26 protein-coding genes and 4 pseudogenes are annotated in these 24,062 nt (G+C 60.6%); 23 read left to right on the top strand and 7 right to left on the bottom strand.

Annotated features, from left to right (window positions below):
• Nucleotides 1–380: 2Fe-2S iron-sulfur cluster-binding protein (locus tag EOA19_RS35715; protein ID WP_128305907.1), on the top strand; the 380-nt coding region annotated here is incomplete at its 5' end.
• A 371-nt stretch (nucleotides 381–751) separates the two neighbouring features.
• Here EOA19_RS35715 and EOA19_RS32520 read toward each other — a convergent pair.
• On the bottom strand, nucleotides 752–1,069 hold the full coding sequence (locus EOA19_RS32520; RefSeq protein WP_127297391.1) for a hypothetical protein: 318 nt from the start codon (nucleotides 1,067–1,069) through the stop codon (nucleotides 752–754).
• Nucleotides 1,070–2,449: 1,380 nt separating this feature from the next.
• Between EOA19_RS32520 and EOA19_RS32540 the strand changes: the two genes are divergently transcribed.
• Entirely contained in the window at nucleotides 2,450–2,740 is a 291-nt protein-coding gene (locus EOA19_RS32540; protein ID WP_127297388.1) for a hypothetical protein, read from the top strand.
• A gap of 511 nt (nucleotides 2,741–3,251) precedes the next feature.
• Here EOA19_RS32540 and EOA19_RS32550 read toward each other — a convergent pair.
• On the bottom strand, nucleotides 3,252–3,506 hold the full coding sequence (locus EOA19_RS32550) for a hypothetical protein (protein ID WP_127297387.1): 255 nt from the start codon (nucleotides 3,504–3,506) through the stop codon (nucleotides 3,252–3,254).
• 368 nt (nucleotides 3,507–3,874) lie between these two features.
• Here EOA19_RS32550 and EOA19_RS32560 point away from each other — a divergent pair, with 368 nt between their 5' ends.
• From EOA19_RS32560 to EOA19_RS32585, 8 genes and pseudogenes are all read left to right on the top strand, one after another.
• Nucleotides 3,875–4,147: a hypothetical protein gene (locus EOA19_RS32560; RefSeq protein ID WP_128305908.1), complete on the top strand. Its 273-nt coding sequence runs from the start codon at nucleotides 3,875–3,877 to the stop codon at nucleotides 4,145–4,147.
• Nucleotides 4,148–4,512: 365 nt separating this feature from the next.
• A pseudogene (locus EOA19_RS36200) lies at nucleotides 4,513–4,661 on the top strand (glutathione S-transferase N-terminal domain-containing protein); the annotation flags it as partial.
• A 309-nt stretch (nucleotides 4,662–4,970) separates the two neighbouring features.
• Nucleotides 4,971–5,018, top strand: a pseudogene (locus tag EOA19_RS36590) (hypothetical protein); the annotation flags it as partial.
• Nucleotides 5,019–5,073: 55 nt separating this feature from the next.
• Nucleotides 5,074–5,325 (top strand): hypothetical protein, encoded by a 252-nt coding sequence (locus EOA19_RS36205; protein WP_245486410.1) that lies wholly within the window; start codon nucleotides 5,074–5,076, stop codon nucleotides 5,323–5,325.
• Between the two features lie 153 nt (nucleotides 5,326–5,478).
• Nucleotides 5,479–5,784, top strand: a complete 306-nt coding sequence (locus EOA19_RS32570) for a metalloregulator ArsR/SmtB family transcription factor (RefSeq protein WP_245486412.1) — start codon at nucleotides 5,479–5,481, stop codon at nucleotides 5,782–5,784.
• Entirely contained in the window at nucleotides 5,781–6,266 is a 486-nt protein-coding gene (locus EOA19_RS32575) for an SRPBCC family protein (RefSeq protein WP_127297383.1), read from the top strand. Before EOA19_RS32570 ends, EOA19_RS32575 begins: the two co-directional genes overlap by 4 nt.
• 161 nt (nucleotides 6,267–6,427) lie before the next feature.
• Complete coding sequence (locus EOA19_RS32580; RefSeq protein ID WP_127297382.1) at nucleotides 6,428–6,841, top strand: MAPEG family protein; 414 nt, start codon at nucleotides 6,428–6,430, stop codon at nucleotides 6,839–6,841.
• A gap of 64 nt (nucleotides 6,842–6,905) precedes the next feature.
• Nucleotides 6,906–7,214 (top strand): annotated as a pseudogene (locus tag EOA19_RS32585) (potassium channel family protein); the annotation flags it as partial.
• A 7-nt stretch (nucleotides 7,215–7,221) separates the two neighbouring features.
• Here EOA19_RS32585 and hemN read toward each other — a convergent pair.
• Nucleotides 7,222–8,571 carry an oxygen-independent coproporphyrinogen III oxidase gene (gene hemN / locus EOA19_RS32590; RefSeq protein ID WP_128305909.1) on the bottom strand — a complete coding sequence of 450 codons (1,350 nt, stop codon included), beginning with the start codon at nucleotides 8,569–8,571 and terminating at the stop codon, nucleotides 7,222–7,224.
• A 168-nt stretch (nucleotides 8,572–8,739) separates the two neighbouring features.
• On the opposite strand from hemN, the gene EOA19_RS32595 reads away from it, so the two are divergent.
• Nucleotides 8,740–9,468 (top strand): Crp/Fnr family transcriptional regulator, encoded by a 729-nt coding sequence (locus tag EOA19_RS32595; RefSeq protein WP_164780475.1) that lies wholly within the window; start codon nucleotides 8,740–8,742, stop codon nucleotides 9,466–9,468.
• A 2-nt stretch (nucleotides 9,469–9,470) separates the two neighbouring features.
• Here the strand turns inward: EOA19_RS32595 and EOA19_RS32600 are convergent, their stop codons facing one another.
• Nucleotides 9,471–9,881, bottom strand: coding sequence for a hemerythrin domain-containing protein (locus EOA19_RS32600; protein WP_127297393.1), 411 nt, complete (start codon nucleotides 9,879–9,881; stop codon nucleotides 9,471–9,473).
• Nucleotides 9,882–10,123: 242 nt separating this feature from the next.
• Here EOA19_RS32600 and ccoN point away from each other — a divergent pair, with 242 nt between their 5' ends.
• From ccoN to EOA19_RS32650, 10 genes are all read left to right on the top strand, one after another.
• Nucleotides 10,124–11,734, top strand: a complete 1,611-nt coding sequence (gene ccoN, locus EOA19_RS32605; RefSeq protein WP_127297378.1) for a cytochrome-c oxidase, cbb3-type subunit I — start codon at nucleotides 10,124–10,126, stop codon at nucleotides 11,732–11,734.
• A gap of 11 nt (nucleotides 11,735–11,745) precedes the next feature.
• On the top strand, nucleotides 11,746–12,477 hold the full coding sequence (gene ccoO / locus EOA19_RS32610) for a cytochrome-c oxidase, cbb3-type subunit II (RefSeq protein ID WP_127297377.1): 732 nt from the start codon (nucleotides 11,746–11,748) through the stop codon (nucleotides 12,475–12,477).
• Between the two features lie 12 nt (nucleotides 12,478–12,489).
• Complete coding sequence (locus EOA19_RS32615; RefSeq protein WP_127297376.1) at nucleotides 12,490–12,639, top strand: cbb3-type cytochrome c oxidase subunit 3; 150 nt, start codon at nucleotides 12,490–12,492, stop codon at nucleotides 12,637–12,639.
• A gap of 2 nt (nucleotides 12,640–12,641) precedes the next feature.
• Nucleotides 12,642–13,505 (top strand): cytochrome-c oxidase, cbb3-type subunit III, encoded by an 864-nt coding sequence (ccoP, locus tag EOA19_RS32620; protein WP_127297375.1) that lies wholly within the window; start codon nucleotides 12,642–12,644, stop codon nucleotides 13,503–13,505.
• 213 nt (nucleotides 13,506–13,718) lie between these two features.
• Nucleotides 13,719–15,278 (top strand): cytochrome c oxidase accessory protein CcoG, encoded by a 1,560-nt coding sequence (gene ccoG, locus EOA19_RS32625; protein WP_128305910.1) that lies wholly within the window; start codon nucleotides 13,719–13,721, stop codon nucleotides 15,276–15,278.
• Nucleotides 15,275–15,772, top strand: coding sequence for a FixH family protein (locus EOA19_RS32630; RefSeq protein ID WP_127297373.1), 498 nt, complete (start codon nucleotides 15,275–15,277; stop codon nucleotides 15,770–15,772). The genes ccoG and EOA19_RS32630 overlap by 4 nt, the downstream gene beginning before the upstream one ends.
• A complete protein-coding gene (locus tag EOA19_RS32635; protein WP_127297372.1) occupies nucleotides 15,769–18,057 on the top strand; it encodes a cation-translocating P-type ATPase in 2,289 nt (762 codons plus the stop codon). Before EOA19_RS32630 ends, EOA19_RS32635 begins: the two co-directional genes overlap by 4 nt.
• Nucleotides 18,054–18,209, top strand: a complete 156-nt coding sequence (gene ccoS / locus EOA19_RS32640) for a cbb3-type cytochrome oxidase assembly protein CcoS (RefSeq protein WP_057143882.1) — start codon at nucleotides 18,054–18,056, stop codon at nucleotides 18,207–18,209. The genes EOA19_RS32635 and ccoS overlap by 4 nt, the downstream gene beginning before the upstream one ends.
• A 185-nt stretch (nucleotides 18,210–18,394) precedes the next feature.
• Nucleotides 18,395–19,501: a copper-containing nitrite reductase gene (gene nirK / locus EOA19_RS32645; RefSeq protein ID WP_127297370.1), complete on the top strand. Its 1,107-nt coding sequence runs from the start codon at nucleotides 18,395–18,397 to the stop codon at nucleotides 19,499–19,501.
• A 52-nt stretch (nucleotides 19,502–19,553) separates the two neighbouring features.
• Nucleotides 19,554–20,423: an SUMF1/EgtB/PvdO family nonheme iron enzyme gene (locus EOA19_RS32650; RefSeq protein ID WP_128305911.1), complete on the top strand. Its 870-nt coding sequence runs from the start codon at nucleotides 19,554–19,556 to the stop codon at nucleotides 20,421–20,423.
• A gap of 59 nt (nucleotides 20,424–20,482) precedes the next feature.
• On the opposite strand, the pseudogene EOA19_RS32655 reads toward EOA19_RS32650, so the two are convergent.
• Nucleotides 20,483–21,657, bottom strand: a pseudogene (locus tag EOA19_RS32655) (NnrS family protein).
• A 104-nt stretch (nucleotides 21,658–21,761) separates the two neighbouring features.
• Nucleotides 21,762–22,199 carry a pseudoazurin gene (locus tag EOA19_RS32660; RefSeq protein ID WP_127297368.1) on the bottom strand — a complete coding sequence of 146 codons (438 nt, stop codon included), beginning with the start codon at nucleotides 22,197–22,199 and terminating at the stop codon, nucleotides 21,762–21,764.
• 150 nt (nucleotides 22,200–22,349) lie between these two features.
• On the opposite strand from EOA19_RS32660, the gene EOA19_RS32665 reads away from it, so the two are divergent.
• Entirely contained in the window at nucleotides 22,350–23,051 is a 702-nt protein-coding gene (locus EOA19_RS32665) for a Crp/Fnr family transcriptional regulator (protein WP_128305912.1), read from the top strand.
• A gap of 3 nt (nucleotides 23,052–23,054) precedes the next feature.
• Here the strand turns inward: EOA19_RS32665 and EOA19_RS32670 are convergent, their stop codons facing one another.
• Nucleotides 23,055–23,270, bottom strand: coding sequence for a DUF1858 domain-containing protein (locus EOA19_RS32670; RefSeq protein ID WP_127297366.1), 216 nt, complete (start codon nucleotides 23,268–23,270; stop codon nucleotides 23,055–23,057).
• Nucleotides 23,271–23,418: 148 nt separating this feature from the next.
• Here EOA19_RS32670 and EOA19_RS32675 point away from each other — a divergent pair.
• On the top strand, nucleotides 23,419–24,062 hold a 644-nt coding region (locus tag EOA19_RS32675; protein WP_128305913.1), incomplete at its 3' end, for a CBS domain-containing protein.

The following is a 24,062-nucleotide window of genomic DNA, read 5'->3' on the forward strand; positions in this document are numbered from 1 at the left end:
AAGCGTACATGAAAGCCGCACGTGCCTGCCTGGATGCGATTGGCGTGGCTCCGTCGCGGTACCACCAGGAGAGCTTCGGCGGCGGCAGCAGCCCTCAGTTGGAACCGGCCCCGACAATACCATCTTCAGTCCGTTTCGTCCGCTCCGGGATCGTGCATAACTGCTTGCACGGAGAGACGCTGCTGGAGGCGGCACGCCAATGTGGCGTCTACGTCCCAACCGCCTGCCAGCAGGGAGTTTGCGGCACATGCCGCATCGCCAAGCTGTCCGGCGAAGTCGCCATGGAGGATCTCGGCGGGCTGGCCCCTGAAGAGAAGTCGGCCGGCTATGTCCTGGCATGCTGCAGCCGCCCGCAAGGAACGGTTTTGCTCGACATTTAATTCGTCGAGCGTCAGCACGGAATCTTCAACGTTCAACAACGGCTGCAGTGCGCGTCGGATGGTTCTGATTCATGCCTGTCGACGGCTTGGAATGCTTCAGCGGGTGGGACGGTTCCAGCGGTGAACTGGTCCGTATGGTCACGGATCGGCTTCGCGATCCTGACTCTTTTCAGCACTCAGAGACAAAGACATCCAAGCCGGACAAGAGTGGGCACCGTACCGTTCTCATGGAGTACCGTGCGAAGAATGGCTTTGGTGGCTATACTGTAGGCTACGCTACCGGATCACTGAACATATCCGATTGCACCGTCACCAACTTCAGTTTGGTGGGGCAATGAGACCACCACCATGAGGCAGCGGGCTTGCGCCCCCTAGACGCGCGCAGTGCCACTCTCCCGGCTGCCAAAATGCCGTGCCGGTGATGCGGCCGGTCGATCGTCACTTCGCCCTTGGTCTGATCCGCAGCCTACCTCAATGATTCCGACCAGTGCGCGAACAAACTCAACCACATCGTTTGCCGTGACGGCGGCCTTGTCGGGACTTTGCCCAATCCGCTCGGCGGCTGCGCAACATGACAGGCGGATGAAATCGTAGTGTGAATCTCTTTCATCCTCCGGCATCGCTGCCAATTTCATCGCTTGTCGATAAATCAACCGCAGCAATTGTTCGAGAGCTGCTCCGACACTCATGCGTGTGCTCCGCATTGGTCTACGGTCCGCCGGCTCCGAGGGGCGCGCGTTGGAACGTCGACGAGGAGGTGTTTCCCCCATCCCCCATGCTTTGTGGAAGGCTGGATCACGGCTGTTAATATATCGTTTATCGCTAATATAAGGAGATTCCGCGTCACCAGCGTTGGCAAAGCCCGGCCACCGTGAGGCAGCGGGCCGTCGCCGGGGCTGCCTGTGCAACAAAGGCCGTCGATCCGCGTTGAGGCTCGTCTCAGTGGAGCTTCGAGAATGGACCCGGCAACCGCAGCAGTAATGCTTTTACTCTCTTGCAGCCCAGGCGAGGCCACCGTCTGCACGCCCATTGAGGCCTCGCCGACCACATATGCGTCGTTGGACGCGTGTCGGGCATCTCTGAAAGACAGGCTCGCAGGTACGCCAAACGGGAAAATGGTCGGACGATGCCATCGTGTCGACGAGACTGTCACCGGTTCATTGCCCGCCGGGTACACCACCGTTGTTGTCACGCGGGGCGTTGGGAGCAAAGCCATCAGCAATAGCTACATCGTTCAACACAAAGAATAGAAACGCCCGCCACCGTGAGGCAGCGGGACAAATGCGACAGCTTCAGGCTGCACCGCTTTCCGAAGGCTTAACCGCGTGTTCCAATGCTTCTTCCGGCAGGAACGACCAGAGCAGCGCATCAACGTCCTCGGGCTGGAGGTCGCCGTATTGCCAGTGGCGAACTCTTTCAAGAACTCGGCCTTAGTGCGGTGTTCCTCCATGGTGGTGCAACGATAGGCGCACACGGCGTTCAGGGCGTAGCGTTCGGCATCAGAAGCCTCATTGCGCTCGTTGATCGCCTGTTCAAGGCCGACAGCGCTTCGCCGTGCGCGCTCCTCCTTAATAAGCCTTTTCAGCTCCGCAGATCGGCCTGTTCGGCCTTGCGAAGTGCAACGGTCGACTGCTTGCCGAGATCCGGCGCCACCTTGGCGAGCGTCGTCAGGTTCTGTTGCTGCTCGGCGTACCGGCGCTTGGCGTCATCCCTCAGATCGGCCTCGATGCTCTCTAGTTCGCTGTAGCGACGACTGCGCGACTGGCCGCCGCCAATAGACGACGGGACGTAAAGTTCAGCGGTCTTGGGCAGCTACGCTCTTCCAGGTCGGTGGCCACATTGATCGCGGAAATGAAGCGGGCATAGGCAGCGTGCTTTGCCTCGATGAGGCCTTTCAGTTCAGGAGACACAATCCGCAGCATGGAAGCAGCTGGGGCCGGCCCTATTGCGGGCCGCTCCCAAAACGTTCAGGCTGTCCAGCGGGCTTTGGAGGGCCGAGGTGTCGAATTCTTGAACCACGGCAGGCCTGGTGTTCAGTTGCTTGCCCCATCGCAAATAAGCATGCCGGGATGAGCCGCATATCCATCGCCGAAGTGCTTGAGAGCGCCGCCGACCGCATCGCGGACATGTCGCGACCGGAGCTGCAGATCATCCTTCGGCGTGCCGCCCTGATGCTCCGAAACGTCGCAGGCGTGGCGCTTAAGCCGGCGACGGAAGATGCGCTGAACTCCATCGCCGCCGAGATGAAGATCGGCCGGTCGGATCTCATTCAGATTGTGTTGCGTGAGTGGCTGGAAACGACTGCCTATCTGCCAGTCCGGATGATTGAGGAGGAGAGCGAGACGGACGGGAGCGCATAGAGCCGGCGCTTCCGCGATCGCGCTATAAGGCACAAAGGCCGAATCGGCCCATATCTTCGCATGCGGCGGACCTGATTGTCCGCTTGGCCGGCGCCGCACAGCCCAAAAGCTCCCACCCTGGCGTCGGCCGTTTTATCGCTTCGGTTTCAGCTACGGCGTGATGTCCTCGCCCATTGTGGTAGGCGCCGTGCATAAGCCGGTCGGCATGTTCCGTGGCGATTTTAAGCAGAGTTGCAGCCGTTTCCTGTGGCGTCCACCCTTGCGCTTCTGAGGCAGTCACGAGAGCCGCGAATGCGGCTTCCAAGGCGACTTCGCAGTTGACCTCACGATCTGGGCTATCCTCTGGCAATATGGGCGGTTCAACCGATTGGGACATGAGGTACTTCTTCAAAGAGGGAAAGCCCGCGCCACTTGCGGGAGGCGCGGGCCGATCGGGAGCCGGTGAAGATCCCGATCTTCGGCAGTCACGGGGTGAGCATCGCGTGCCGCATGCAACAACTTTCAGAGATAGCTAATGTTCCGCGTCACCAGCCGAAGGAGGCAGCACCGGCCCAGTAGTGTTCCAGCGGATGAACTCGACTTCCTTGCCGGTCACTTCCCGCACGGCTTTCAAAAGCACTTCATGTAAGACGCGTGTCTGTCTGTAGTGGTCGCAGTGCGGCGATATGAACGGCTTGACGATGCTCAGGTGCAGCGCTTCCGCTGCCACCAGAAAGCGTTCGATTTCAGCCTGTGATAACTGCTTGGAAGGTTTCGATCTTGGCATTTGTGCGAACTCCGTTTGAGGGGGATCGCCGCAACGGCAGGATTATATTCCTCACTCGGACCTGGACGGCAAGGGCTATTCGGCCAAGCTGCCTTCCCGGTGGTGCATCGCCTGGAAGATCACCTCAAAGACGCTGTCGACCTCTCGTTGATCTCGTCGGCACCGATTCCCTCACGCTCCGCAGATTTCATCATTTCGTCAGCGAGGTCGCTAACCGCCACTGGATCATCAGTCATCGCGTTGGGCAGGTGCTCTGCCATCCACCGATCGAGAAAGCGATCCCGCGTGTGCTCATCAGCCGATAAGTTCAAAGCGCATATTCGGTTCCGCTACTTGACCCGTGAGACGGCCGCACCAGACTCCAGTGCATGGCTAGAGGTCTCAACATCGGCGATGAGGTGGCGATCGACGCCACCATTATTCGACGCGTCACTGACGACAGGATCAGCGTGTCAATACCGACCTACGGATTTCCCCATTCCGTTCGGGATAGCACCACGAAGGTGGTCAAAGGCCAGACCATGGAACTGATCGGCAGCGTCACACGGGTCGAGAAGGACGCCGTAACCGTCAGCCTGGGTGGCCCGGTGGTGACGGTCGCGCTTGATGTTGTGCGGCTGGTAACGCGCACAGTGCGTTAGTCAGCCAAGGACCATCCCAGCGAATACCACAGTGAGGAGCAGTGATACCGGCACGGCTAGCAGACAGCACAGCTCAATGGTCTTGTTATCTTGCCGCTTGTCCATCTCACCGCCTCGCATTGTTCGCTGTGATTTTGACGAACCGGGGTGGCCAATGGAAGCGAATCCGCGCGCGATGGGTTAGAGATGCTGTCGGGCGCTGTATATTAGCAACACCTTGAGCGACCCCCTGCTCATTAACTTGGACCCCCATCCCCGGCAGGGAGCACGGCGGCGAGCCAACCGACGAGCGGGAGAATTTCTACACCTGCCCCACGTGCGGCCAGCAGGTCGACATGCGCGACCTACGCCAAGTCGCTTGGCATGAATTGCTGCCAGTGCTGGAGCTTGACGACGGCACCATCATCACCGAATCCGTCGCCTTCTGCCGCTATTTCGAGAGTTGCACCCCTAGCCCGCCCTGTTCGGGCGTGGCGCGCGCGGCAAGGCGCAGGTCGAGATGTGGCGGAGGCGAACCTGCTCGATCCCGATGGCGACATCGTCCGGCACTCGAAACGGTCTGGCCATGGCCGGGTCCACGAAGGATGGGCTTGTTACCACACTGAGCTGGTCGCCTTCAGTCTTGCTGGAATCGGCGAGGTCGGCGTCGTTGGTTGTGCCGTCGGCTCCTCGTTGCAGTTCTTGTGGCCGAGCAACTTTTTGCATCGGGATGCAAGCTGCTGGTCAGCATCACGTCCGCAGGCCAGATCGTTGACATGGGCCCGACGCCCTATTTCATCTGATCGACAAGGCCTGGAGGGACGAGGGAACGAGCTATCATGATCTGCCCCCGTCGCATTCGCAGGCCGATTTTGATGAACGGCTGGCAGACGCGCTGTCGAAGGCTTTCGGCATAACCGTCCATCGTGGCGCGACCTGGACGACTGATGCCCCCCAACCGCGAAACCGAGACAGCCATCGCAGCCGCCCGCGCCCAGGGCGTGCTTGCGGTCGAGATGGAGGCCGCCGCCCTCTACGCTTTCGCTCGAGCGAAGGCGAAGCCGATTGTGTGCATTGCTCACGTCACCAACACCATGGCGACCAACGAGGGGGATTTTGAACAGGGCGAGGCCGACGGCACTGTTGCATCTTTGGCCGTGCTAAGGACCTTATCCGGAGCCTGGCAAACCCTCGGCTAAGTTCGGCGCGTCGGAACTGCGACGGGCAGTATGACCGAACGCGGGAAGATCGAACGCGTACCCCGCCGCGTCAGCAGCCCCTCGCCTCGGATCGATCCGGAACGTTTGACAGAAAGATCCTGCTTATGTAATTTCGCGTTAGTGCAGACTAACGTGAACAGCTGGACAGCGCTCGGCGATACGACTAGGCGCACGATCTTTGAGTTGCTGGTCGAACACCCCTGTTCGGTCGGGGAATTGGCTCGTGCCCTTCCTGTCACGCGGCCGGCCGTTTCCCAGCACTTGAAGGTACTCAGGGATGCCGGCCTTGTGGCCAATACGCGCTTGGGCAAGCAACGCATTTACCGGGTCGATCCGGAAGGCCTGGCCAACCTGCGCGCCGAACTTGACCGGTTCTGGGGAAAGACCCTCGCGGCCTACAAAGTGGCCGCCGAGCAATCGTCGAAGGAGCAGGAATGACCACGCAAGCAGCCGCCCCCCTAAGGCACTCCATCGTCGTCGAGATTCCAATCGCGCACGCCTTCAAGGTGTTCACCGAGGATTTCGGCAGTTTCAAACCCCGAGAGCACAACATACTGGCGGTGCCGATCGCCGAAACGGTCTTCGAGCCTCATGTCGGCGGCCACATCTACGACCGCGGCGTCGATGGCAGCGAGTGCCGATGGGCGCGGGTTCTGGCCTATGAGCCGCCCAGCCGGCTGCTTCTGAGCTGGGATCTCAATCCTCGATGGCAGATCGAAAGCGACCCGAACAAGACCAGCGAGTGGGAAGTGAGCTTCACTGCAGAGTCGGATACCCGAACTCGCGTCGAGATCGTGCACCGTAACCTCGAACGGCATGGTGAAGGCTGGGAAGGTGTGCGCAATGGCGTTGGCAGCGACCAAGGCTGGCCACTTTACCTGCGGCGCTTTCATGACCTTTGCTCTCGTCAGACGACCTGACAACCACTTACAGCCAAGCAATAACACCCGGTCTGATGGGCTATTTTGAAGTTCGCAAGCCGTCGCCAGCTTTTGATTTTGCGTAGGACGTTTGCCTCCACGATTTCTGCCGATCAGCAGATTTAAGACCATGCGCGGAAGGTAAGAAAGTGGAGGAAAGAATGGAAGCTTATTGGCTCAGTATTGTCGGAGTGCTGGCGCTCTGCCTTTTGTCGGTCCTGCTGGCGATCTACTCGGGCTCGTCCAAGGGCTTTGCAGGAGCGCTTTCAGGTCCGGTGGTCCCCGCAGACGACGCCAATCTGCTCTACAGGATCGACCGCGTGCACATGAATTCGGTCGAGGCGCTGGCACCGTTCGTCGTCCCAGCCTTGCTGGCGATGATGGTCGGCGTTGGACCGGCCAAACTGGCAACAATCGTCTGGCTGCATCTGGCAATCAGGTTGATTCACCTGGGAGTCTACCTTCGCGGCGGCAACGCCGCCAAGGGAGGCGGTATCAGAACGATCCTTTACGTCTCAGGAGCCATCGTCACGCTTGTCCTCGTCATTGTGACCGGCTGGACAGCTATCCCTTGACGGCGTGATCAACCCTCGCATGAACCGAACCCTCTCGGTTAAGTTCGGGCGAGTTTATATGACACGCCGCAGCCGGACCGTTGCGATGATCAGCGTGGTTATGGGGCTCTTCGCCGTGATGACAGCGGAGGTCTGGTTATGGGCCGGACTTTATCGGCTGCTCGATATCTTCGCAGACTTCGAAACCGCCTTGTACTTTTCGACCATTACTTTTTCGACGGTCGGCTACGGCGACATCGTGCCCGCTCATGCATGGCGTGTCCTGGCTGCACTCGAAGGTGTGAATGGGTTTCTGCTGATAGGCTGGTCTACCGCCTATCTCATCGCTGCCGGAACGCGCATCGGCCCGTTCAAGGCGGGGGAGCATTTCTGATGCCGGCTCAGACCGCCACCGAGTGCCTGGCTTTGCCGGTTTCAAGATATTTGTCGAACTTTGCCGCGACGCTCCTGACAAAGGGCCGGCTTTCCGCCGGCACGACGAAGCGGTCACCGTCGAGTTCAAGCAACCGCGCAGGATCGTGAAGAGCCGTTGAACTTGCTTTCATGAGAAGTCTTTGGCCAACTTCGCCAAAGCGCTCCACCAGTTCGATCGCCGAGAAGCCGAAGTCGCACATCAGCCGCTCGATGACCCAGCCGCGAACGCGGTCATCGTTGGAAAGCGCGATGCCGCGGACAGCCGCCAGCCCACCGTCTGAGACTATGCGTCCATACTCCGCGGTCGATGGCATGTTCTGCGCATAGCCTTGGCGAAACTGGCTGATGGACGACGGGCCAAGGCCGATCAATGTCTCGCAGCGATCCTCGGTGTAGCCTTGGAAATTCCGGCGCAAGCAGCCGGTTCGGGCCGCTACAGCCAACGCATCGTTGGGCTTGGCGAAATGGTCGAAGCCGACGGGCTCATACCCCGCGTTCAGCATAAGACACGCGGCCAGTTGCGACTGAGCAAACCGCTCTGCCGGACCCGGCAACCATGCCTCGTCGATCATCGTCTGATGCTTCTTGAACCACGGCACATGTGCGTAGCCAAACAATGCCATCCGATCCGGTTCCAGGGTCAGTGCCTGCGCGACGGTAGAGGAGACGCTCTCCCTGGTCTGGTGTGGCAAGCCGTAGAGCAGGTCCAGATTGACCGATTCGGCGCCGCGCGAACGAACGCCATCGACGACCGCTTTGGTCTGCAAAAAGCTCTGCTCGCGGTTAATTGCCTTTTGTACCTTCAGGTCAAAATCCTGGACGCCGAGGCTCGCCCGGGTCATGCCGATCTCGGCCAGCGCATCAAGACGGGCGTCGTCCATATCATTGGGATCGATTTCGACGCTGATCTTGGCGTCCGGAAGGAAATCGAAGCTGGCCCGCAATGCTTTCCCCAGCACCACCATGTCCTCAGGCTTCAGCATCGTCGGAGAGCCGCCACCGAAGTGGACGGCGCGCACGCCAGCCTTGCCGCCGACAATACGGGCAACGGTGGCGATCTCGGCGTGCAACGAGCGGAGATAGACAGTTACCGGCTCATAGTGACGTGTCTGCTTGGTATGGCACGCGCAGAACCAGCACAGCCTGTCACAATAGGGGATATGCAGATAGAGCGAAATCTCGTCACCGCGTCCAATCGCTTCCAGCCAGCCCCGCTGGATCGCGGCATCCACGCCAGGGTGAAAATGCGGAGCGGTCGGGTAACTCGTGTAGCGCGGGACGTTCTCACCAAATCGGGCAGCCAGTTCCGCTTTCATTTTGCCTTCCATCATCCTGGCAAGCTTGAATCTTGCAGGAATGAGTTCTGGCGAATGGCCCTTGTCGCCGCCTTGATTTCGGTCAATGCCGCTGTGCGTAAACTAGGGCAAGGATTTCTGGTCGCCGATACGATCTCGCCGCAGTCAAGGATTCCTTGGATAATCATGATGACAATGCGCCAGGACATCCACAGTTCCGGCATCCCCGTGCTTTGCCAATCCTGCGAAGCGCGGCATCGCGGCGTCTGCGGTGCGCTCGACTCGGAGCAGCTCGCTGGACTTGCCAAGACCTCGTCCAGGCACAACGTCGAGCCAGGCGTGGAACTGATAGGCGACGCCGAAACTGTCGACAGCTATTCGAATTTGCTTTCCGGCGTGGTCAAACTCACCAAGAGCCTTTCAGACGGGCGTCAGCAGATTGTCGGCCTCCAGTTCGCCCCTGATTTTCTGGGGCGGCCTTTCAAGGTGGAAAGCGCAATCAACGCCGAAGCCGCCACTGCCGTTTCCGTGTGTTCGTTTCCTAAGGCCGCCATCGAACGGATAATGAAGGAATCATCGGAACTGGAGCATCGTCTGCTCAAGCAGACGCTGAACGAACTCGACGAAGCTCGCGACTGGATGGTGACTCTCGGGCGCAAGAGTGCTTCGGAAAAGGTGGCGAGTTTTCTCCTGATGATTGCTAGGAACATCGACCCTGCGCTTGACCCGTCCGCCCAGTCGACAAGTTTCGACCTGCCGCTAACCCGCGCCGACATCGCTGATTTCCTTGGTCTGACGATCGAGACTGTGAGCCGCCAGCTGACCAGGCTGCGATCGGATGGCGTGATTCGGATCGAGAACAACAGAGAAGTCACCGTCGACGACTTGACCCGGTTGCAGCGGCGCTCCGGCGTCTAGGATCAATCGACGTTTCCGATCATCGGCAAGACGTGCTCACGTTCAAAGGCGATATGCCGGCGCAGACTTTCGAAGAAGCCGCGCAACATGAAGCCGATTGCCTCGGCATTCTCGACCGTTTCGCCATGGCCGATCGCCAGCAGGATTTCCGTCACCTCGCCGGCAAAGCATTCGTCCTCGACATGTTCGGCACGCAATCGCCGGATTGAAGCAAGGTTGGCGTCGCTGCCCGCCGAAGCAGCCTCGTAAACTGGATAGATGACTGCCTCCTCGTATTGATGCGTGTTCCTCAACAGCGGAACGATCGCGTTTGCGGTAGCTAGGCATGCCAGGCAATCGACCCTAGGCAGAGTGTCTGCGATCCTTTCAAGGGCCTCGCAGAGCCGCAGCTTTTCCAGATGCGCACGTTTCATCACCGCCGCCGGAACTGCCTCCCTGCCGGATCGAGCCGCCAGTATCGAATTCTCTCGGCTCGTTTCGAACAGCGACGATTCCAGCTCCTTCTCCCTGTTCAACGGTAGCCTCCAGATCGTTTGCGCGACCGAAGCTGCCCCATCCAAAAGCAATTGGCTTTGACATGGATCAAGGCGTCGGGTGGGCGAGTGATGGATTGCTCCCAGTGCGGCACATCGGAATCCGCAATCGGGGACATGCTATGAAGTTCGGCACGCAAATCTTCGCTTTAGCCCTTTTCACATTTGCAGCCCTCGTGGCCGCCGGTTTCGGTGTTGACGCGCCTTTTCGGCAGCATATGTGGGTGCTGTTCTTCGTGCTGCTCGGTTTCGTCGCCATCCTCATCCGCAACACGAATTTCGAAGTGCCCGCTCCGATCGACCCGTCCGCTTACATGGACGGTCCAATACGCTACGGCGCCATCGCCACCATGTTTTGGGGTGTCGTCGGCATGTTGGTCGGCGTGGTCATCGCGCTGCAGCTTGCCTACCCCGATCTCAACATCCAGCCCTGGTTCAACTTCGGTCGCCTGCGCCCGCTTCACACGTCGGGAGTCGTCTTCGCTTTCGGCGGCAACGCATTGCTTTGCACGTCACTATACGTCGTGCAACGCACCTGCCGCGCCCGGCTGTTCGGCGGCGATCTCGGCTGGTTCGTGTTCTGGGGCTACCAGCTCTTCATCGTCATGGCCGCAACCGGATACCTGCTCGGCATCACCGAGAGCCGCGAATACGCCGAGCCCGAATGGTATGTGGACATCTGGCTGACCATCGTCTGGGTCGCCTATCTCATCCTGTTCCTCGGCACGATCCTGAAGCGCAAGGAACCGCATATCTACGTCGCCAACTGGTTCTACCTGTCCTTCATCGTGACCATCGCGATGCTGCATGTGATCAACAACCTGTCGATGCCGGCCTCGTTCCTGGGTTCCAAGAGCTATTCGGCTTTCTCCGGCGTCCAGGATGCCCTGACGCAATGGTGGTACGGCCACAACGCCGTCGGCTTCTTCCTCACCGCCGGCTTCCTCGGCATGATGTATTATTTCGTGCCCAAGCAGGCGAACCGACCGGTCTATTCCTACCGGCTGTCGATCATCCATTTCTGGGCGATCATCTTCCTCTACATCTGGGCTGGGCCGCATCACTTGCACTACACCGCCCTGCCCGACTGGGCGCAGACGCTCGGCATGGTGTTTTCTATCATGCTGTGGATGCCGTCCTGGGGCGGCATGATCAACGGCCTGATGACGCTATCCGGCGCCTGGGACAAGCTCCGTACCGATCCGATCATCCGGATGATGGTGATGGCCATCGCCTTCTACGGCATGTCGACGTTCGAAGGTCCGATGATGTCGATCAAGTCGGTCAATTCGCTTAGCCACTACACCGACTGGACCATCGGCCACGTCCATTCCGGCGCGCTCGGCTGGGTCGGCATGATCTCGTTCGGCGCGCTCTACTACATGGTGCCGAAGCTGTGGAACCGTCAACGCCTCTATTCGCTGCGGCTGGTCACCTGGCACTTCTGGCTGGCGACGCTCGGCATCGTTGTCTACGCGGCCGTCATGTGGGTGTCCGGCATCATGCAGGGCCTGATGTGGCGCGAATACGACGAGCAGGGCTTCCTGGTCTACTCCTTCGCCGAAACCGTGGCCGCCATGCACCCCTACTATGTGATGCGCGCCATCGGCGGAGCCATGTACCTTTCCGGCGCCCTGATCATGGCGTGGAACATCGCCATGACCATCCTCGGCTATCAGCGCGAAGAACAACCGATGCCGGGCTCCCTGCCCGTCCTGCAGCCTGCCGAATAAGGAGCCAGACAATGGGCTTGATGGACAAACACGCGCTGATCGAGAAGAACGCTACGCTTCTTCTCGTTGGCTCCCTTCTGGTGGTGACGGTCGGTGGCATCGTCGAGATCGCGCCGCTCTTCTATCTCGACAATACGATAGAGAAGGTTGAAGGTATGCGGCCTTATTCGCCGCTGGAGCTCATCGGGCGCAACATCTATGTGCGCGAGGGCTGCTATCTCTGCCACAGCCAGATGATCCGCCCGTTCCGTGACGAGGTCGAGAGGTATGGGCATTACAGCCTGGCGGCTGAGTCGATGTATGATCATCCCTTCCAGTGGGGATCGAAGCGCACCGGACCGGACCTCGCTCGGGTTGGCGACCGCTACTCGAATGTGTGGCACGTCGACCACCTTTCGGATCCACGTTCCGTGGTGCCGGAATCGATCATGCCGAGCTACGCGTTCCTGAAAGACGCGCCGATCGATGTCAAGGACTTCTCTACACATCTGGTTGCCAACGCGCGCGTTGGCGTCCCTTACAACGATGACATGATCGCTAACGCCAATGCCGATTTGATGGCGCAGGCCGACCCCAACGCAGACACGTCCGGCCTTGAGACCCGCTACCCCAAAGCCAAGATCGGCGACTTCGACGGCAACCCGCAACAGGTGACGGAGATGGATGCGCTCGTCGCGTACCTGCAAATGCTTGGCACACTGGTCGATTTCAAGAATTACGACGAAGCCGCCGGCTACCGCTGAGGAGTTTTATCAATGGATTACAATTTGATGCGGGAGTTCGCTGACAGCTGGGGTCTGGTCGCCATGGCTCTGTTCTTTGTCGGCGCGATCGCGTTTTCGCTCCGCCCTGGCAGCCGCAAGCTGGCCGACGAGGCTGCCCGGATCCCCCTTGAGGACGAGTGATCATGAGCGACGAGCACATCGACGAAATCTCTGGCGTTTCGACCACGGGTCACGAGTGGGACGGTATTCGCGAGCTGAACAATCCGCTCCCGCGCTGGTGGGTCATCACCTTCTACATCACCATTGTCTGGGCGATCGGATACACCATCGCTTATCCGGCATGGCCTCTGCTGCATTCCGCGACAAAAGGCCTGCTCGGCTATTCGAGCCGCAACGAGGTCGGGAACGAGTTGATGGCCGCCGAGGTGGCCAAGGGCAAATTCGTAACGGCAATAGAATCGAAAACCGTCTCGGAGATTGCCGCCGACGATGGGTTGCGCGAATTTGCCGTCGCCGCTGGCGGAGCCGCGTTCAAGGTCAATTGCGTGCAGTGCCATGGTTCCGGCGCCCAGGGCTCCAAGGGCTTCCCCAACCTCAACGATGACGACTGGTTATGGGGCGGCAAGGAGGACCAAATCCAGCAGACAATCACGCATGGCATCCGCTTCGCATCCGATCCGGATACGCGCTTGTCAGAAATGCCTGCCTTTGGCGACATCATAACCGCCGACCAGATCAAACAGGTCAGCGCCTATATTGCCAGCCTGTCCGGAAACGTCAGCGATCAGTCGTTGGTTGCGCCCGGAGCCAAGGTCTTTGCCGAAAACTGCGTGGCCTGTCACGGCGACAATGCAAAGGGCAACAAGGAGCTCGGCGCTCCTGATCTGACCGACGCCATCTGGCTCTACGGATCGGGCGAAGCGGCCATCACCGCCCAGGTCACCGCGCCGAAACAGGGCGTGATGCCGGCCTGGGGCGCTCGCCTGGGCGAAACCAGGGTCAAGGAGCTGGCAGTCTACGTGCATTCGCTAGGCGGTGGAGAATAAGAAGGGGGTCTATTCTCCGGCCCTCACCGCCCAGGCGACGAGGCCCGGCTCTGCCGGGCCTCGACCTGTTTCCGCGCCGGCGATTGACCTGCATCAACGCGGCGCAATCCAGTCGGCGGCACAATCCGCTCGACGCTGTATTTCGCTGCTCTGTCTGGACCCAGTCAGGACATTTGCCCGGCGAAATCACAAGCCTCGCGACGGGAGAAACCAGTGCTGGACAATACGCAGGTAGAACGGCTCGAAGCCGAGGCGGTCAACTCCGCCAAGGTGCGTCAGCCAATGTATGCCGCGCGCAAGAAGATCTTCCCAAAGCGGGCCTCGGGCAGCTTTCGCCAGTTCAAATGGCTGGTGATGGCGGTCACGCTCGGCATCTACTATCTGACCCCGTGGCTGCGCTGGGACCGTGGCCCGTTTGCGCCGGACCAGGCCGTGCTGCTCGACGTCGCCAACCGGCGTTTCTACTTCTTCTTCATCGAGATTTGGCCGCAGGAATTCTATTATGTGGCAGGCCTTCTGGTCATGGCCGGCGTCGGTCTTTTCCTGATCACGTCGACTGTTGGCCGTGCCTGGTGCGGCTATACGTGCCCGCAGACCGTATGGGTCGATCTGTTCCTGGTCGTCGAGCGGGCCATCGAGGGTGACCGCAATGCGCGCATCAAGCTCGACGCCGGTCCCTGGACCAGCCGCAAACTCGTGCTGCGGGTGTCGAAACACGCCATCTGGCTGATCATAGGCGCGCTGACGGGCGGCGCGTGGATATTTTATTTCGGTGACGCGCCCAGCCTGCTTGGCGAACTCTTCACCGGCACGGCAGCCCCCGTCGCCTACATCACCGTCGCCGTGCTGACGGCAACGACCTACACGTTCGGCGGGCTGATGCGCGAGCAGGTCTGCACCTATATGTGCCCATGGCCGCGCATCCAGGCAGCCATGCTCGATGAAAGTTCGCTCACCGTCACCTATAATGACTGGCGCGGCGAACCGCGCACACGTCATGCGAAGAAGGTCCAGGCCTCAGGTCAGCCGGTCGGCGATTGCGTCGACTGCAATGCCTGCGTCGCTGTCTGTCCGATGGGGATCGACATTCGCGATGGCCAGCAGCTCGAATGCATCACCTGCGCGCTTTGCATCGACGCCTGCGACGGCGTCATGGACAAGCTCGGCAGGGAGCGTGGGCTGATTTCCTACGCGACGCTCTCCGATTACGACGCCAACATGATGCTGGCGACCGCGGGCGGCTCCAGTTCAGTCAACCCGTCGCTGGTCAGGACTGCTGGTGGCCTGTTCTCCGACAAGGTGGCGCATTTCCATGTCAGCAAGATCTTCCGGCCACGCACTTATGTCTACATGGGTTTGTGGTCGCTGATCGGTCTCGGCCTGCTCTATTCGCTGCTGACGCGCGATCGGCTCGAAGTCAACGTGCTGCACGACCGCAATCCGCAATTCGTCACGCTCTCCGACGGCTCGATCCGCAACGGCTACACCGTCAAGCTGCTCAACATGATCCCCGAACCGCGGACCATCGTTGTCACTATGCAGGGCTTACAGGGCGCCGAGATGAGCGTGGTCGGCGACGACATCCCGGCAGGCCGTTCTGTCGCCATTCCGGTCGAACCCGACCGCCTGAAAATGCTGAAGGTCTTCGTGCGCCAGCCAGCGGGTCAAATCCAGGACACAGCGCAGACCTTCACGTTCCGTGTCGAGGACAAGGCGAGCTTCGAGTCGGACGAATACACCGCCACCTTCAACGCGCCGGAGACTGCCAGATGAGCGCCAGAACACAAAAAACCCGCGAATTCACCGGCAGGCACATGCTGTTCACCATCCTTGCCTTCTTCGGTGTGGTCATCGCGGTCAATCTGACGATGGCCACGCTCGCCAACACAAGTTGGACCGGCCTTGTCGTCGAAAACACCTATGTGGCGAGTCAGCAATTCAACAAGCAGGCCGAGGAGGGGCGCGCGCAGGCAGCCCTTGGCTGGACCGGCAAGCTGACCATCGCATGGGGCGAAGTCCACTACGGCCTCACCGACGCCGGCGGCAAGCCGGTTCCCTTGCACGGCGTCAAGGTGCTGTTTCGTCATCCCGCATACGAGAAGGAGGACAAGTCGGTCACCCTCGCACCCGCCTCCGGCCAGGAGTTCGCCGCGCAGCACATGCCGAAGGATGGCGTCTGGATTGTCGAAGTCGACGCCGACGCCGGTCTGCATAAACCGTACCGCGACGTCCGCAGGATCATGATTTCCAATGGAGCGCTGCAATGAGTTGTTGTGCACCGGGCGCCGAAATGGCGCTTGATCTGGTCAACACCGGATCGGTCCTGCCGTCCAGCCAGGAGATCAGGCTGGCGAGCCGATCGCTTGGCGATGATCTCCGCCAGACCGATCTTTCGGTCCCCACGGTTCATTGCGCGGCCTGCATCCAGGCGATCGAGACAGCACTGGGAAAGCTCGATCAAGTGGAGAGCGCTCGTGTCAACCTGTCGACGAAGCGGGTCGCGGTCCGCTGGCGTGGAAACCAGGTACCACCATTCGTCGCCGCGCTGGGACGGCTGGGCTACGAGGCGCATCTGTTCGACCCCGAGGTCGACAACAAGGACAAGACGCTTTCGGAGCTGATCCGCGCCGTTGCTGTCGCCGGCTTTGCGGCGGGCAACATCATGCTGCTTTCGGTCTCTGTCTGGTCCGGTGCTGAAGGCGCTACCCGCGACCTGTTCCACTGGGTCTCGGCGCTTATCGCCATCCCTGCACTCGCCTTCGCCGGCGGCATCTTCTTCCGCTCGGCCTGGAATGCGCTGCGTCACGGCCGCATGAACATGGATGTGCCGATCGCGGTCGGGGTATCCCTCGCCTACGCCATGAGCCTCTATGAGACGATCACCCATGGCGACCACGCCTATTTCGATGCATCGGTGTCACTGCTGTTCTTCCTCCTGATCGGCCGCACGCTCGATCACGTGATGCGCGAACGCGCCCGCACCGCCGTCAAAGGCCTGTCACAGCTCGCGGCGCGTGGCGCCATGGTGCTGCGCGGCGATGGTGCACGCGACTATCTGCCGGTTGGCGAGATCGAACTTGGCATGCTGCTGTTGATCGCTGCCGGCGAGAGAATCCCCGTCGACGGCAAGATCATTCAAGGGGCCTCGGATCTGGACTGCTCGTTGGTGTCCGGCGAGAGCACGCCTCGAAACGTAGCGGCAGGCGAAGCCGTGCAGGCCGGTGTCCTCAACCTAACCGGCCCGCTGACGATCGAGGCGACCGCCGCCGCGAAAGATTCGTTTCTGGCGGAAATGGTTCGGCTGATGGAGTCCGCAGAGGGCGGCCGCGCGCATTATCGCCGGATCGCCGATCGTGTTTCGGCGCTCTATGCCCCGGTGGTTCATCTCACAGCCTTCGCGACGTTCCTTGGCTGGATGGCGGCGACCGGTGACTGGCACCGGGCGATAACCATCGCCATTGCCGTTCTGATCATCACATGCCCGTGCGCGCTCGGCCTCGCCGTACCGATCGTCCAGGTGGTCGCGGCGCGGCGCCTGTTCGAGAACGGCATCATGGTCAAGGACGGTTCGGCCATGGAGCGCCTGGCGACGATTGATAAAGCGGTGTTCGACAAGACCGGAACGCTCACCCTCGGCCAGCCCCGGCTGGTCAATGCGGACTCGATTGATCCGGCCATGCTGGCAATCGCGGGAGACATGGCTGCGCACTCGCGTCACCCGTTTTCAAAGGCCATAGCCGGTTTTGCCCGCCTTGGCGGGCAGCACAAATTCGATGCCGTCACCGAGCACCCGGGTTTCGGGATCGAAGCCACAGCCACCGGTAGCACCTGGCGGCTGGGCCGGCGCGGATGGGCTGGATGGAAGGCCCGGACCGGCGGCGAAGGCAAACATGGCTATGGCGGAACGGTGCTGACAAAAGACGGGTTCATTGTCGCGACCTTCGATTTTGAGGACGCGCTGCGCGCCGACGCCAGGGCGGCGATCGGGCAATTGACCCATGCTGGGGTGTCGGTGGAAATGCTGTCGGGCGATACCGCGGGCGCCTGCGGCGAAGTTGCAAAAATGCTGGGTATCGACAATTTTATTCCGTGCCTGCTGCCGTCCGGCAAGGTCGAACGCATTGAGACGGCGGCGAAAGACGGACACAGGGTTCTGATGGTTGGCGACGGTCTCAACGACACGCCTGCGCTGAGCGCTGCGCATGTCTCGATCGCTCCTGCCACCGCCGCCGACATTGGCCGCAACGCGGCCGATTTCGTATTCCTGCGCGAAAGCCTTCTGGCAGTGCCTCTCGCGCTGGATGTCTCGCGCAAGGCGGGAAGCCTGATTCGCCAGAACATCGTGATCGCGATCGTCTACAATGCCATCGCCGTGCCGATCGCCATACTGGGGCATGTCACGCCTCTTATCGCCGCGATTGCCATGTCCGCTTCTTCGCTCCTTGTGATCGGAAATGCGCTGCGCTTGCAGAGTTCGGTGCCAAATTCGCCGGCGAAAAATGTTCGGCGCGACAGGCGTTCCAACATCACCAAATTGGCCCAATTCTCATGACAACCCTTGCCTACCTCATACCTGTGGCACTCTTTCTTGGTGCGCTTGGCCTGGGGGGCTTCCTGTGGGCTTTGAAGAGTGGTCAGTACGAAGATCTCGACGGTGCCGCCGAGCGAATCCTCATCGATCGGGAAGACAAGCTCGGCCGCTAACCAAGTGCTGGCAAAATAACCGAGCCACGACCTTCTCCGCCTTGACTATGACGCGCTAGATCGAAGTGTCCGAGGCTCTAACATTCCCAAAATTAACTCCACCAATTTGCGCCAGCGCAAAGAAACGCTGCGTCAGGTCAGATAGCTTCTGCTCATCCGCAACGGTTGATAGACAGGAGACTGACATGATCACGCGACGCGAAGCTCTGTTCGGGGCAGCCATTGGCGCTGCCGCCGTGGCGGCACTGCCGGCATTTTCGGCAACGGTGACAAAGGCAGACATTCAGGGGCTCGCCCGAGAGAAGATCAAGCTCGTGGCACCGCCTTTCGTGCATCCGCACGATCAGGTCGCCAAGGGTGGTCCGAAGATCGTCGAATTCACCATGACGATCGAGGAAAAGACCGTCGTCATCGACGCCGACGGCACGACGCTCAACGCGATGACCTACAACGGCTCGATCCCCGGCCCGCTGATGGTCGTGCATCAGGATGACTATCTCGAGCTGACGCTCATCAATCCCGATACCAACTCACTCGCCCACAACATCGACTTCCACGCCGCGACCGGCGCTCTGGGCGGTGGTGGTCTCACGCTGATCAATCCCGGCGAACAGGTGACCTTGCGCTTTAAGGCGACGCGAACGGGAACGTTCGTCTATCACTGCGCACCCGGTGGCGCGATGATCCCTTGGCATGTCGTCTCCGGCATGAGCGGCGCGATCATGGTCCTGCCGCGCGATGGGCTCAGGAACGACAAGGGCGAGCCGGTCAAATATGACAAGATCTTCTACATCGGCGAGAACGACTTCTATATTCCGCGCGACGAGAAGGGCAACTTCAAGAACTACGAATCGGTCGGCGACGGGTACGACGACATCGTCAAGGTCATGCGCGGGTTGATCCCGACGCATGTCGTGTTCAACGGCAAGGTCGGTTCCCTGACCGGCGACAACGCCATGAAAGCGAAAGTCGGCGAGACCGTGTTGATCGTCCATTCGCAGGCCAACCGCGATACGCGACCGCATCTGATCGGCGGGCACGGCGACTATGTCTGGGAACAGGGCAAATTCGCCAACCCGCCGGCCAAGGACCTGGAAACCTGGTTCATCCGCGGCGGCTCGGCGGGCTCGGCGCTCTATACGTTCCTGCAGCCGGGTGTCTACGCCTACGTCAATCACAATCTGATTGAGGCTGTGGAACTCGGAGCGACCGCTCACTTCATGGTCGAAGGCGAGTGGGATGACGACCTGATGACGCAGGTCGAGGCGCCCAAACCCATAGCCACCAACTGACGGCACTCCTATTTGCCCGGACAGCGTCGCTGTCCGGGCATGGACAAAAGCCATGTCTCTTTTCATCCTGAAGGTTCTGCCGGTCGCCCTGGCCGCCGCTGCTGTTCCGGTAGGGCTCTCGCTGCAGGCGGTCTTCGAGGATCGACAATCCCACCCCATCGCTATGACGGTTGTCTTGCTTTCCGGTTCGATCATCTATCCGACTCCGGGCGAGTTCCTGAAAGAGGGACGCCCGCAAGGCAATCCCCGCCTCGAGCGGCAACTCGACAGACCTCTCGAAATCATGACCTACCAGGTCGGCGCGGCCGACTATGCGGACTGCGTGTCGGCTGGCGGCTGTCAGCCGGCACAGGAGACGCGCGCGATCCCGAGCAATGCACCCGTCACCGGAGTGAGCTATCTCGATGCGAATGCCTACGCCCGGTGGTATTCGCAAGTGACCGGCGGCCAATGGCGGCTGCCATCCGATGAAGAGTGGGCCTTTGCCGCCGCGGAACGGTTCGCCGGCGAATTCGAGGGGGTCGAAAACGATGCCAGCAACCCCGCCAGACGATGGCTCACCAGCTACAAGGCCGAGGTGGATCTAAATCGCAAACCGGACCCGATGCCGAGGAGCCGTGGCTCGTTTGGTTTCAATTCCCTGGGCCTTGCCGACTTTTCCGGCAACGTCTGGGAGTGGACTTCGACCTGCTATGTCCGCACCACGTTGGCTGCGGATGGAAACGGTGTGGCAAGTTCGGTCGACAATTGCGGCGTCCACGTCCTTGAAGGGCCTCACAGAGCCTACATGTCGAACTTCGTCAATGACGGGAAAAGCGGAGGTTGTGCCGTTGGCACGCCTCCCGACAATCTGGGATTCAGGCTGGTCCGGGACCATTCGGGATGGGCAAGCCGGATCCTTGGCTGGCTTGGCACCGTCTGACAGGTCTGAAGCGGCTTCTCCATTCGCGTTTCGACGGTCGCGTGCTCTCCCGGGCCGCCTCACCGGGCCTTTGGCCTCATCAACGCGGTTCCATAGGTTAGAATGAAGCCAGCAAATGCCGCCACCCATGCGGTGCCCGCCATGTCGATCACCACGTCATAGGGGACGAAGGCAGCCAGGATTCTCAATGATCCTGCGAGGAGGACGGTCACAAAGATGAACGAGGCGCCTTTCCCAGCCTTGAGCTCTTGCCCGGTGTGCCCGAGCGTTGCGCGGGTCATCACGGCAAGCGTCATGGCGCCGACCGCACCCGTTCCGAGCGCGTGGAGCCCCGCAGCAGCTGGCACGGCGGAAGGAAAAAAGATCGAAGCCGAGACAAGGGCAAGGCCGACCGGCACGAAGGCATATGCAAGGTGGAGGATGAGCACGAGCGGATCCCGCACTGTGCGTCCGCCAGCCCAGCGCGACAGACGCCAAGCCTGGCAGATTGCGGCGACAGCCATAAGCATTCCCGAGGCGCGGTTGTCGGGGGCGAACGTCCATGCTCCCAGCGCGAGAGCTGAGATGGCTATCGATACGACGTCAAAACGGTCGAACGGCGCAGGCAGCTTGCCAGGATTTTCCCGGGCGAGCCAGTTGCGCGTGAAGCTCGGAATGATACGCCCCCGATCAGCGAGATGAGCACGATCGCCGCAGCCATACCGAGCCTGGGGCTGATGTCGGAAGTGCCTTGAAGGTGCGCCTCGACATGGAACATGCCGTTGGCGTACGCCAGGACGGCAAGCGGCAGCAGCACCTTGAGATTGCGCCAGTTGCGTCCCGCGACGATTTCGCGTGCCGCCGCGGCAGCGACAGCAAGCAGAAATGAGCCATCGATCACGGCTACCGCTTCCCAGCCGATATCCGCCGAGAAGAAGACCGCGGCGCGCCCAGCAAGCCACAAGACCACCAGCGCCAGCAGCGGCAAGCCTTGCACGGGCAGCCGGCCGGTCCAGTTCGGGATGGCGGTCAGCAGGAACCCGGTAACGATCGCCGGCAGATAGCCGAACAGCATCTCGTGAATGTGCCAGTCGACGGCAATGAACGCACTGTGGGCATCGAGTTCGCCGGCATAGATCGGTAGCCAAAGCAGAATGGAGAGCGCGGCATACAGCGACCCGAGGAAGAAGAAGGGCCTAAATCCGTAGGAAAGAAATGCGGGCCCAGTGTAGGCCCGCAGGCGTGGAATTCCCATGATCTGCGTCTCCAAATGAACAGGGCCGGATGAACCGCCGCCCTCGGTTCGTCCGGCCCGCGCCCGCCCCTTTGTGCGGCAGGCATGGCTGTATCGATTGCCGGTCAGTTGGCCGGGATCTTGCTGAACAGGTCGGCAAACACCGTCTTTGCCTTCCCGGCATGTTTCACCGTCTTGGCTGCGTCGAGGTTGAGCGGCTTGCCGACAACGATCAGGGCGACCATGCCCATGCCGTAGTGAGGCGCGCATTTGACGCCATACACACCTTCCTGGGTCAGTGTGACGGTAATCTCCTCGTTGGGCTTTCCCTTGAAGGCTTCGGCGCCCTCCGGAAGCATGCCCTTGATCGACTCTGCGTCATGGCTCTTGTCGGTTGGCACAAACTTGACAGTGTCGCCAGGTGCTGCCTTGACGAAGGCCGGCTGGAAAACCATGGAGCCCTTTTCGCCCTTGTTGAGCATCTGCACCACATGCTCTTCCGCGCTTGCACTGCCGGCGAGCGCGAGGATGGAGATTGCGGCGGCGAGGATGGAGAGTTTCATCGGTTTGTCCTTTGTTTCGTCTTCGCGGCGTTGTGCCGTTCCATGCCATTTAGCTTGATGCGGCCCGAGACAATTTGCGCTGGCGCAAACTCGGGATAAGAAAGGTCTCCCGCACGGTTGATGCGGAACCGTAGGGCCGTGAGGAATCCGTTGGCTGCGCTGGACCGATCGCTGATTTCGCGACTGCCGCTCTTCCAGGGGCTGACGCCCGACGAGCAGAGCGAGATTCTGCGAGATGCGCGGTCGTCTCGCTATGCCAAGGAGACGGCGATCTTCGCGCAGGAGGCCGAGGCCCATTCCTTCTTCGTGCTGATCGCCGGGCACATCCGTGTCGTTCGCACCACGCCGGACGGACAGCAGGTCATCGCCAGATACATCAGCGAAGGCGAGGTCTTTGGCGTCGCCGCGGCACTTGGCCGGACGGCCTACCCCGCCAGTGCTGTCGCGGCGGTGGATTGCGTGGTGCTGGCCTGGCCCAACGCTCTTTGGCCGGAGTTGGCGCGTCGGTTCCCGGTGTTTGGCGCAACCACCTACAGGACGGTCGGAAACAGGCTGCAGGAGACCCAGACGCGAGTGGTGGAGATGTCGACGGAACAGGTGGAGCAGCGGGTTGCGCATGCGCTGCTGCGGCTGGCAAACCAGACCGGCCGAAAGACCGATAACGGCATCGAAATCGACTTTCCGATCTCGAGACAGGACATCGCCGAGATGACCGGGACGACGCTGCACACGGTCAGCCGGCTGCTGAGCCGGTGGGAAGACGTTGGAATAATTGTCAGCGGACGCCAGAAAGTCACGGTCAAGGATGCGCATCGCCTTGTGGTTCTCGCGGATAACCGGGACAAGCGCTGATCCTCACCGTTCTCCTCGAATGGCCGCTTCGAGTTCGCCCAGAAAGTCGCCCTCATCGATCCGATGTTCCCGGCACGCTTCAGCCACGGTATGGAATGTGCCGATCGGACAGCCGACGCAGAGCATCTTGTATCTCAGCACCACAGCCACCGTTGCCGGCCATTTCCTCATGATTTCGTCGACGATCATGTCCGGGTCGAGCGAACTGCGCTGTTTCACGATGAGGTCTCCGCGTTTTGCGAAGCCTCTTCATAAATCGCGTTCGGACCGCTCTCGTTGCGCTTTCGCAATCTGAAAATGATTCAGATCAAGACAGGGCGTGCGCGATCTCGATAAGCAACGAGATAAAGTATCTGAGGAGGTTGGCATGCAAGCCAAAGCCATAATGACCACACCGGTCGTTGCAATAGAGCCGTCTGCGTCGATCGTCGAAGCGGCCGGATTAATGCTCTCCAGCAAGATTAGCGGGCTTCCCGTCGTTCGCAGCGACGGCGCGCTGGTGGGCATTATCAGCGAGGGTGATTTCCTGCGCCGCGGAGAGCTGGGCACTCAGCGCAAGCGCCCACGCTGGCTGGAGTTTCTTGTCAGCCCGGGAAGAGTTGCCGAAGAATATGTCCTGGCCAACGGACGGCGGGTCGAGGACGTGATGACCGACAGCGTTGTCACGGCATCCCCCAATGCATCGCTTGCCGAGGTCGTCGAGTTGATGACGCATCACTGCATCAAACGCGTCCCGATCGTCGATGGCGGCAAAGTTGTCGGAATGATTGCCCGCTCCGATCTTCTTCGTGCGCTGCTTCACACGCAGCCAGCCTCGACCCCGACGGCCATTGACGACGAACGGATACGCCAGAGCATCGTCGGGGAGCTTGCAGCGCAGAAGTGGGCTGGAAATGATCTGATCAATGTCAGTGTCGACAAAGGGATCGTAAAACTGAGCGGCGCCATCTTCGACGAACGCGAGCGCCGGGCAGCCATCGTCGCGGCCGAAAACGTCGCCGGCGTCAAAGG

The organism is Mesorhizobium sp. M7A.F.Ca.US.010.02.1.1 (genome assembly GCF_004023085.1).
Lineage (GTDB): Bacteria > Pseudomonadota > Alphaproteobacteria > Rhizobiales > Rhizobiaceae > Mesorhizobium.

What these genes read in the sequence shown, in the direction of transcription:
- EOA19_RS32520 (WP_127297391.1), bottom strand. Translation starts at nt 1,069, where the DNA reads ATGAGTGTCGGAGCAGCTCTCGAACAATTGCTGCGGTTGATTTATCGA.
- EOA19_RS32540 (WP_127297388.1), top strand. Translation starts at nt 2,450, where the DNA reads ATGAGCCGCATATCCATCGCCGAAGTGCTTGAGAGCGCCGCCGACCGC.
- EOA19_RS32550 (WP_127297387.1), bottom strand. Translation starts at nt 3,506, where the DNA reads ATGCCAAGATCGAAACCTTCCAAGCAGTTATCACAGGCTGAAATCGAA.
- EOA19_RS32560 (WP_128305908.1), top strand. Translation starts at nt 3,875, where the DNA reads ATGGCTAGAGGTCTCAACATCGGCGATGAGGTGGCGATCGACGCCACC.
- EOA19_RS36205 (WP_245486410.1), top strand. Translation starts at nt 5,074, where the DNA reads ATGCCCCCCAACCGCGAAACCGAGACAGCCATCGCAGCCGCCCGCGCC.
- EOA19_RS32575 (WP_127297383.1), top strand. Translation starts at nt 5,781, where the DNA reads ATGACCACGCAAGCAGCCGCCCCCCTAAGGCACTCCATCGTCGTCGAG.
- EOA19_RS32580 (WP_127297382.1), top strand. Translation starts at nt 6,428, where the DNA reads ATGGAAGCTTATTGGCTCAGTATTGTCGGAGTGCTGGCGCTCTGCCTT.
- hemN (WP_128305909.1), bottom strand. Translation starts at nt 8,571, where the DNA reads ATGAAAGCGGAACTGGCTGCCCGATTTGGTGAGAACGTCCCGCGCTAC.
- EOA19_RS32595 (WP_164780475.1), top strand. Translation starts at nt 8,740, where the DNA reads ATGACAATGCGCCAGGACATCCACAGTTCCGGCATCCCCGTGCTTTGC.
- EOA19_RS32600 (WP_127297393.1), bottom strand. Translation starts at nt 9,881, where the DNA reads ATGAAACGTGCGCATCTGGAAAAGCTGCGGCTCTGCGAGGCCCTTGAA.
- ccoN (WP_127297378.1), top strand. Translation starts at nt 10,124, where the DNA reads ATGAAGTTCGGCACGCAAATCTTCGCTTTAGCCCTTTTCACATTTGCA.
- ccoO (WP_127297377.1), top strand. Translation starts at nt 11,746, where the DNA reads ATGGGCTTGATGGACAAACACGCGCTGATCGAGAAGAACGCTACGCTT.
- EOA19_RS32615 (WP_127297376.1), top strand. Translation starts at nt 12,490, where the DNA reads ATGGATTACAATTTGATGCGGGAGTTCGCTGACAGCTGGGGTCTGGTC.
- ccoP (WP_127297375.1), top strand. Translation starts at nt 12,642, where the DNA reads ATGAGCGACGAGCACATCGACGAAATCTCTGGCGTTTCGACCACGGGT.
- EOA19_RS32630 (WP_127297373.1), top strand. Translation starts at nt 15,275, where the DNA reads ATGAGCGCCAGAACACAAAAAACCCGCGAATTCACCGGCAGGCACATG.
- EOA19_RS32635 (WP_127297372.1), top strand. Translation starts at nt 15,769, where the DNA reads ATGAGTTGTTGTGCACCGGGCGCCGAAATGGCGCTTGATCTGGTCAAC.
- ccoS (WP_057143882.1), top strand. Translation starts at nt 18,054, where the DNA reads ATGACAACCCTTGCCTACCTCATACCTGTGGCACTCTTTCTTGGTGCG.
- nirK (WP_127297370.1), top strand. Translation starts at nt 18,395, where the DNA reads ATGATCACGCGACGCGAAGCTCTGTTCGGGGCAGCCATTGGCGCTGCC.
- EOA19_RS32650 (WP_128305911.1), top strand. Translation starts at nt 19,554, where the DNA reads ATGTCTCTTTTCATCCTGAAGGTTCTGCCGGTCGCCCTGGCCGCCGCT.
- EOA19_RS32660 (WP_127297368.1), bottom strand. Translation starts at nt 22,199, where the DNA reads ATGAAACTCTCCATCCTCGCCGCCGCAATCTCCATCCTCGCGCTCGCC.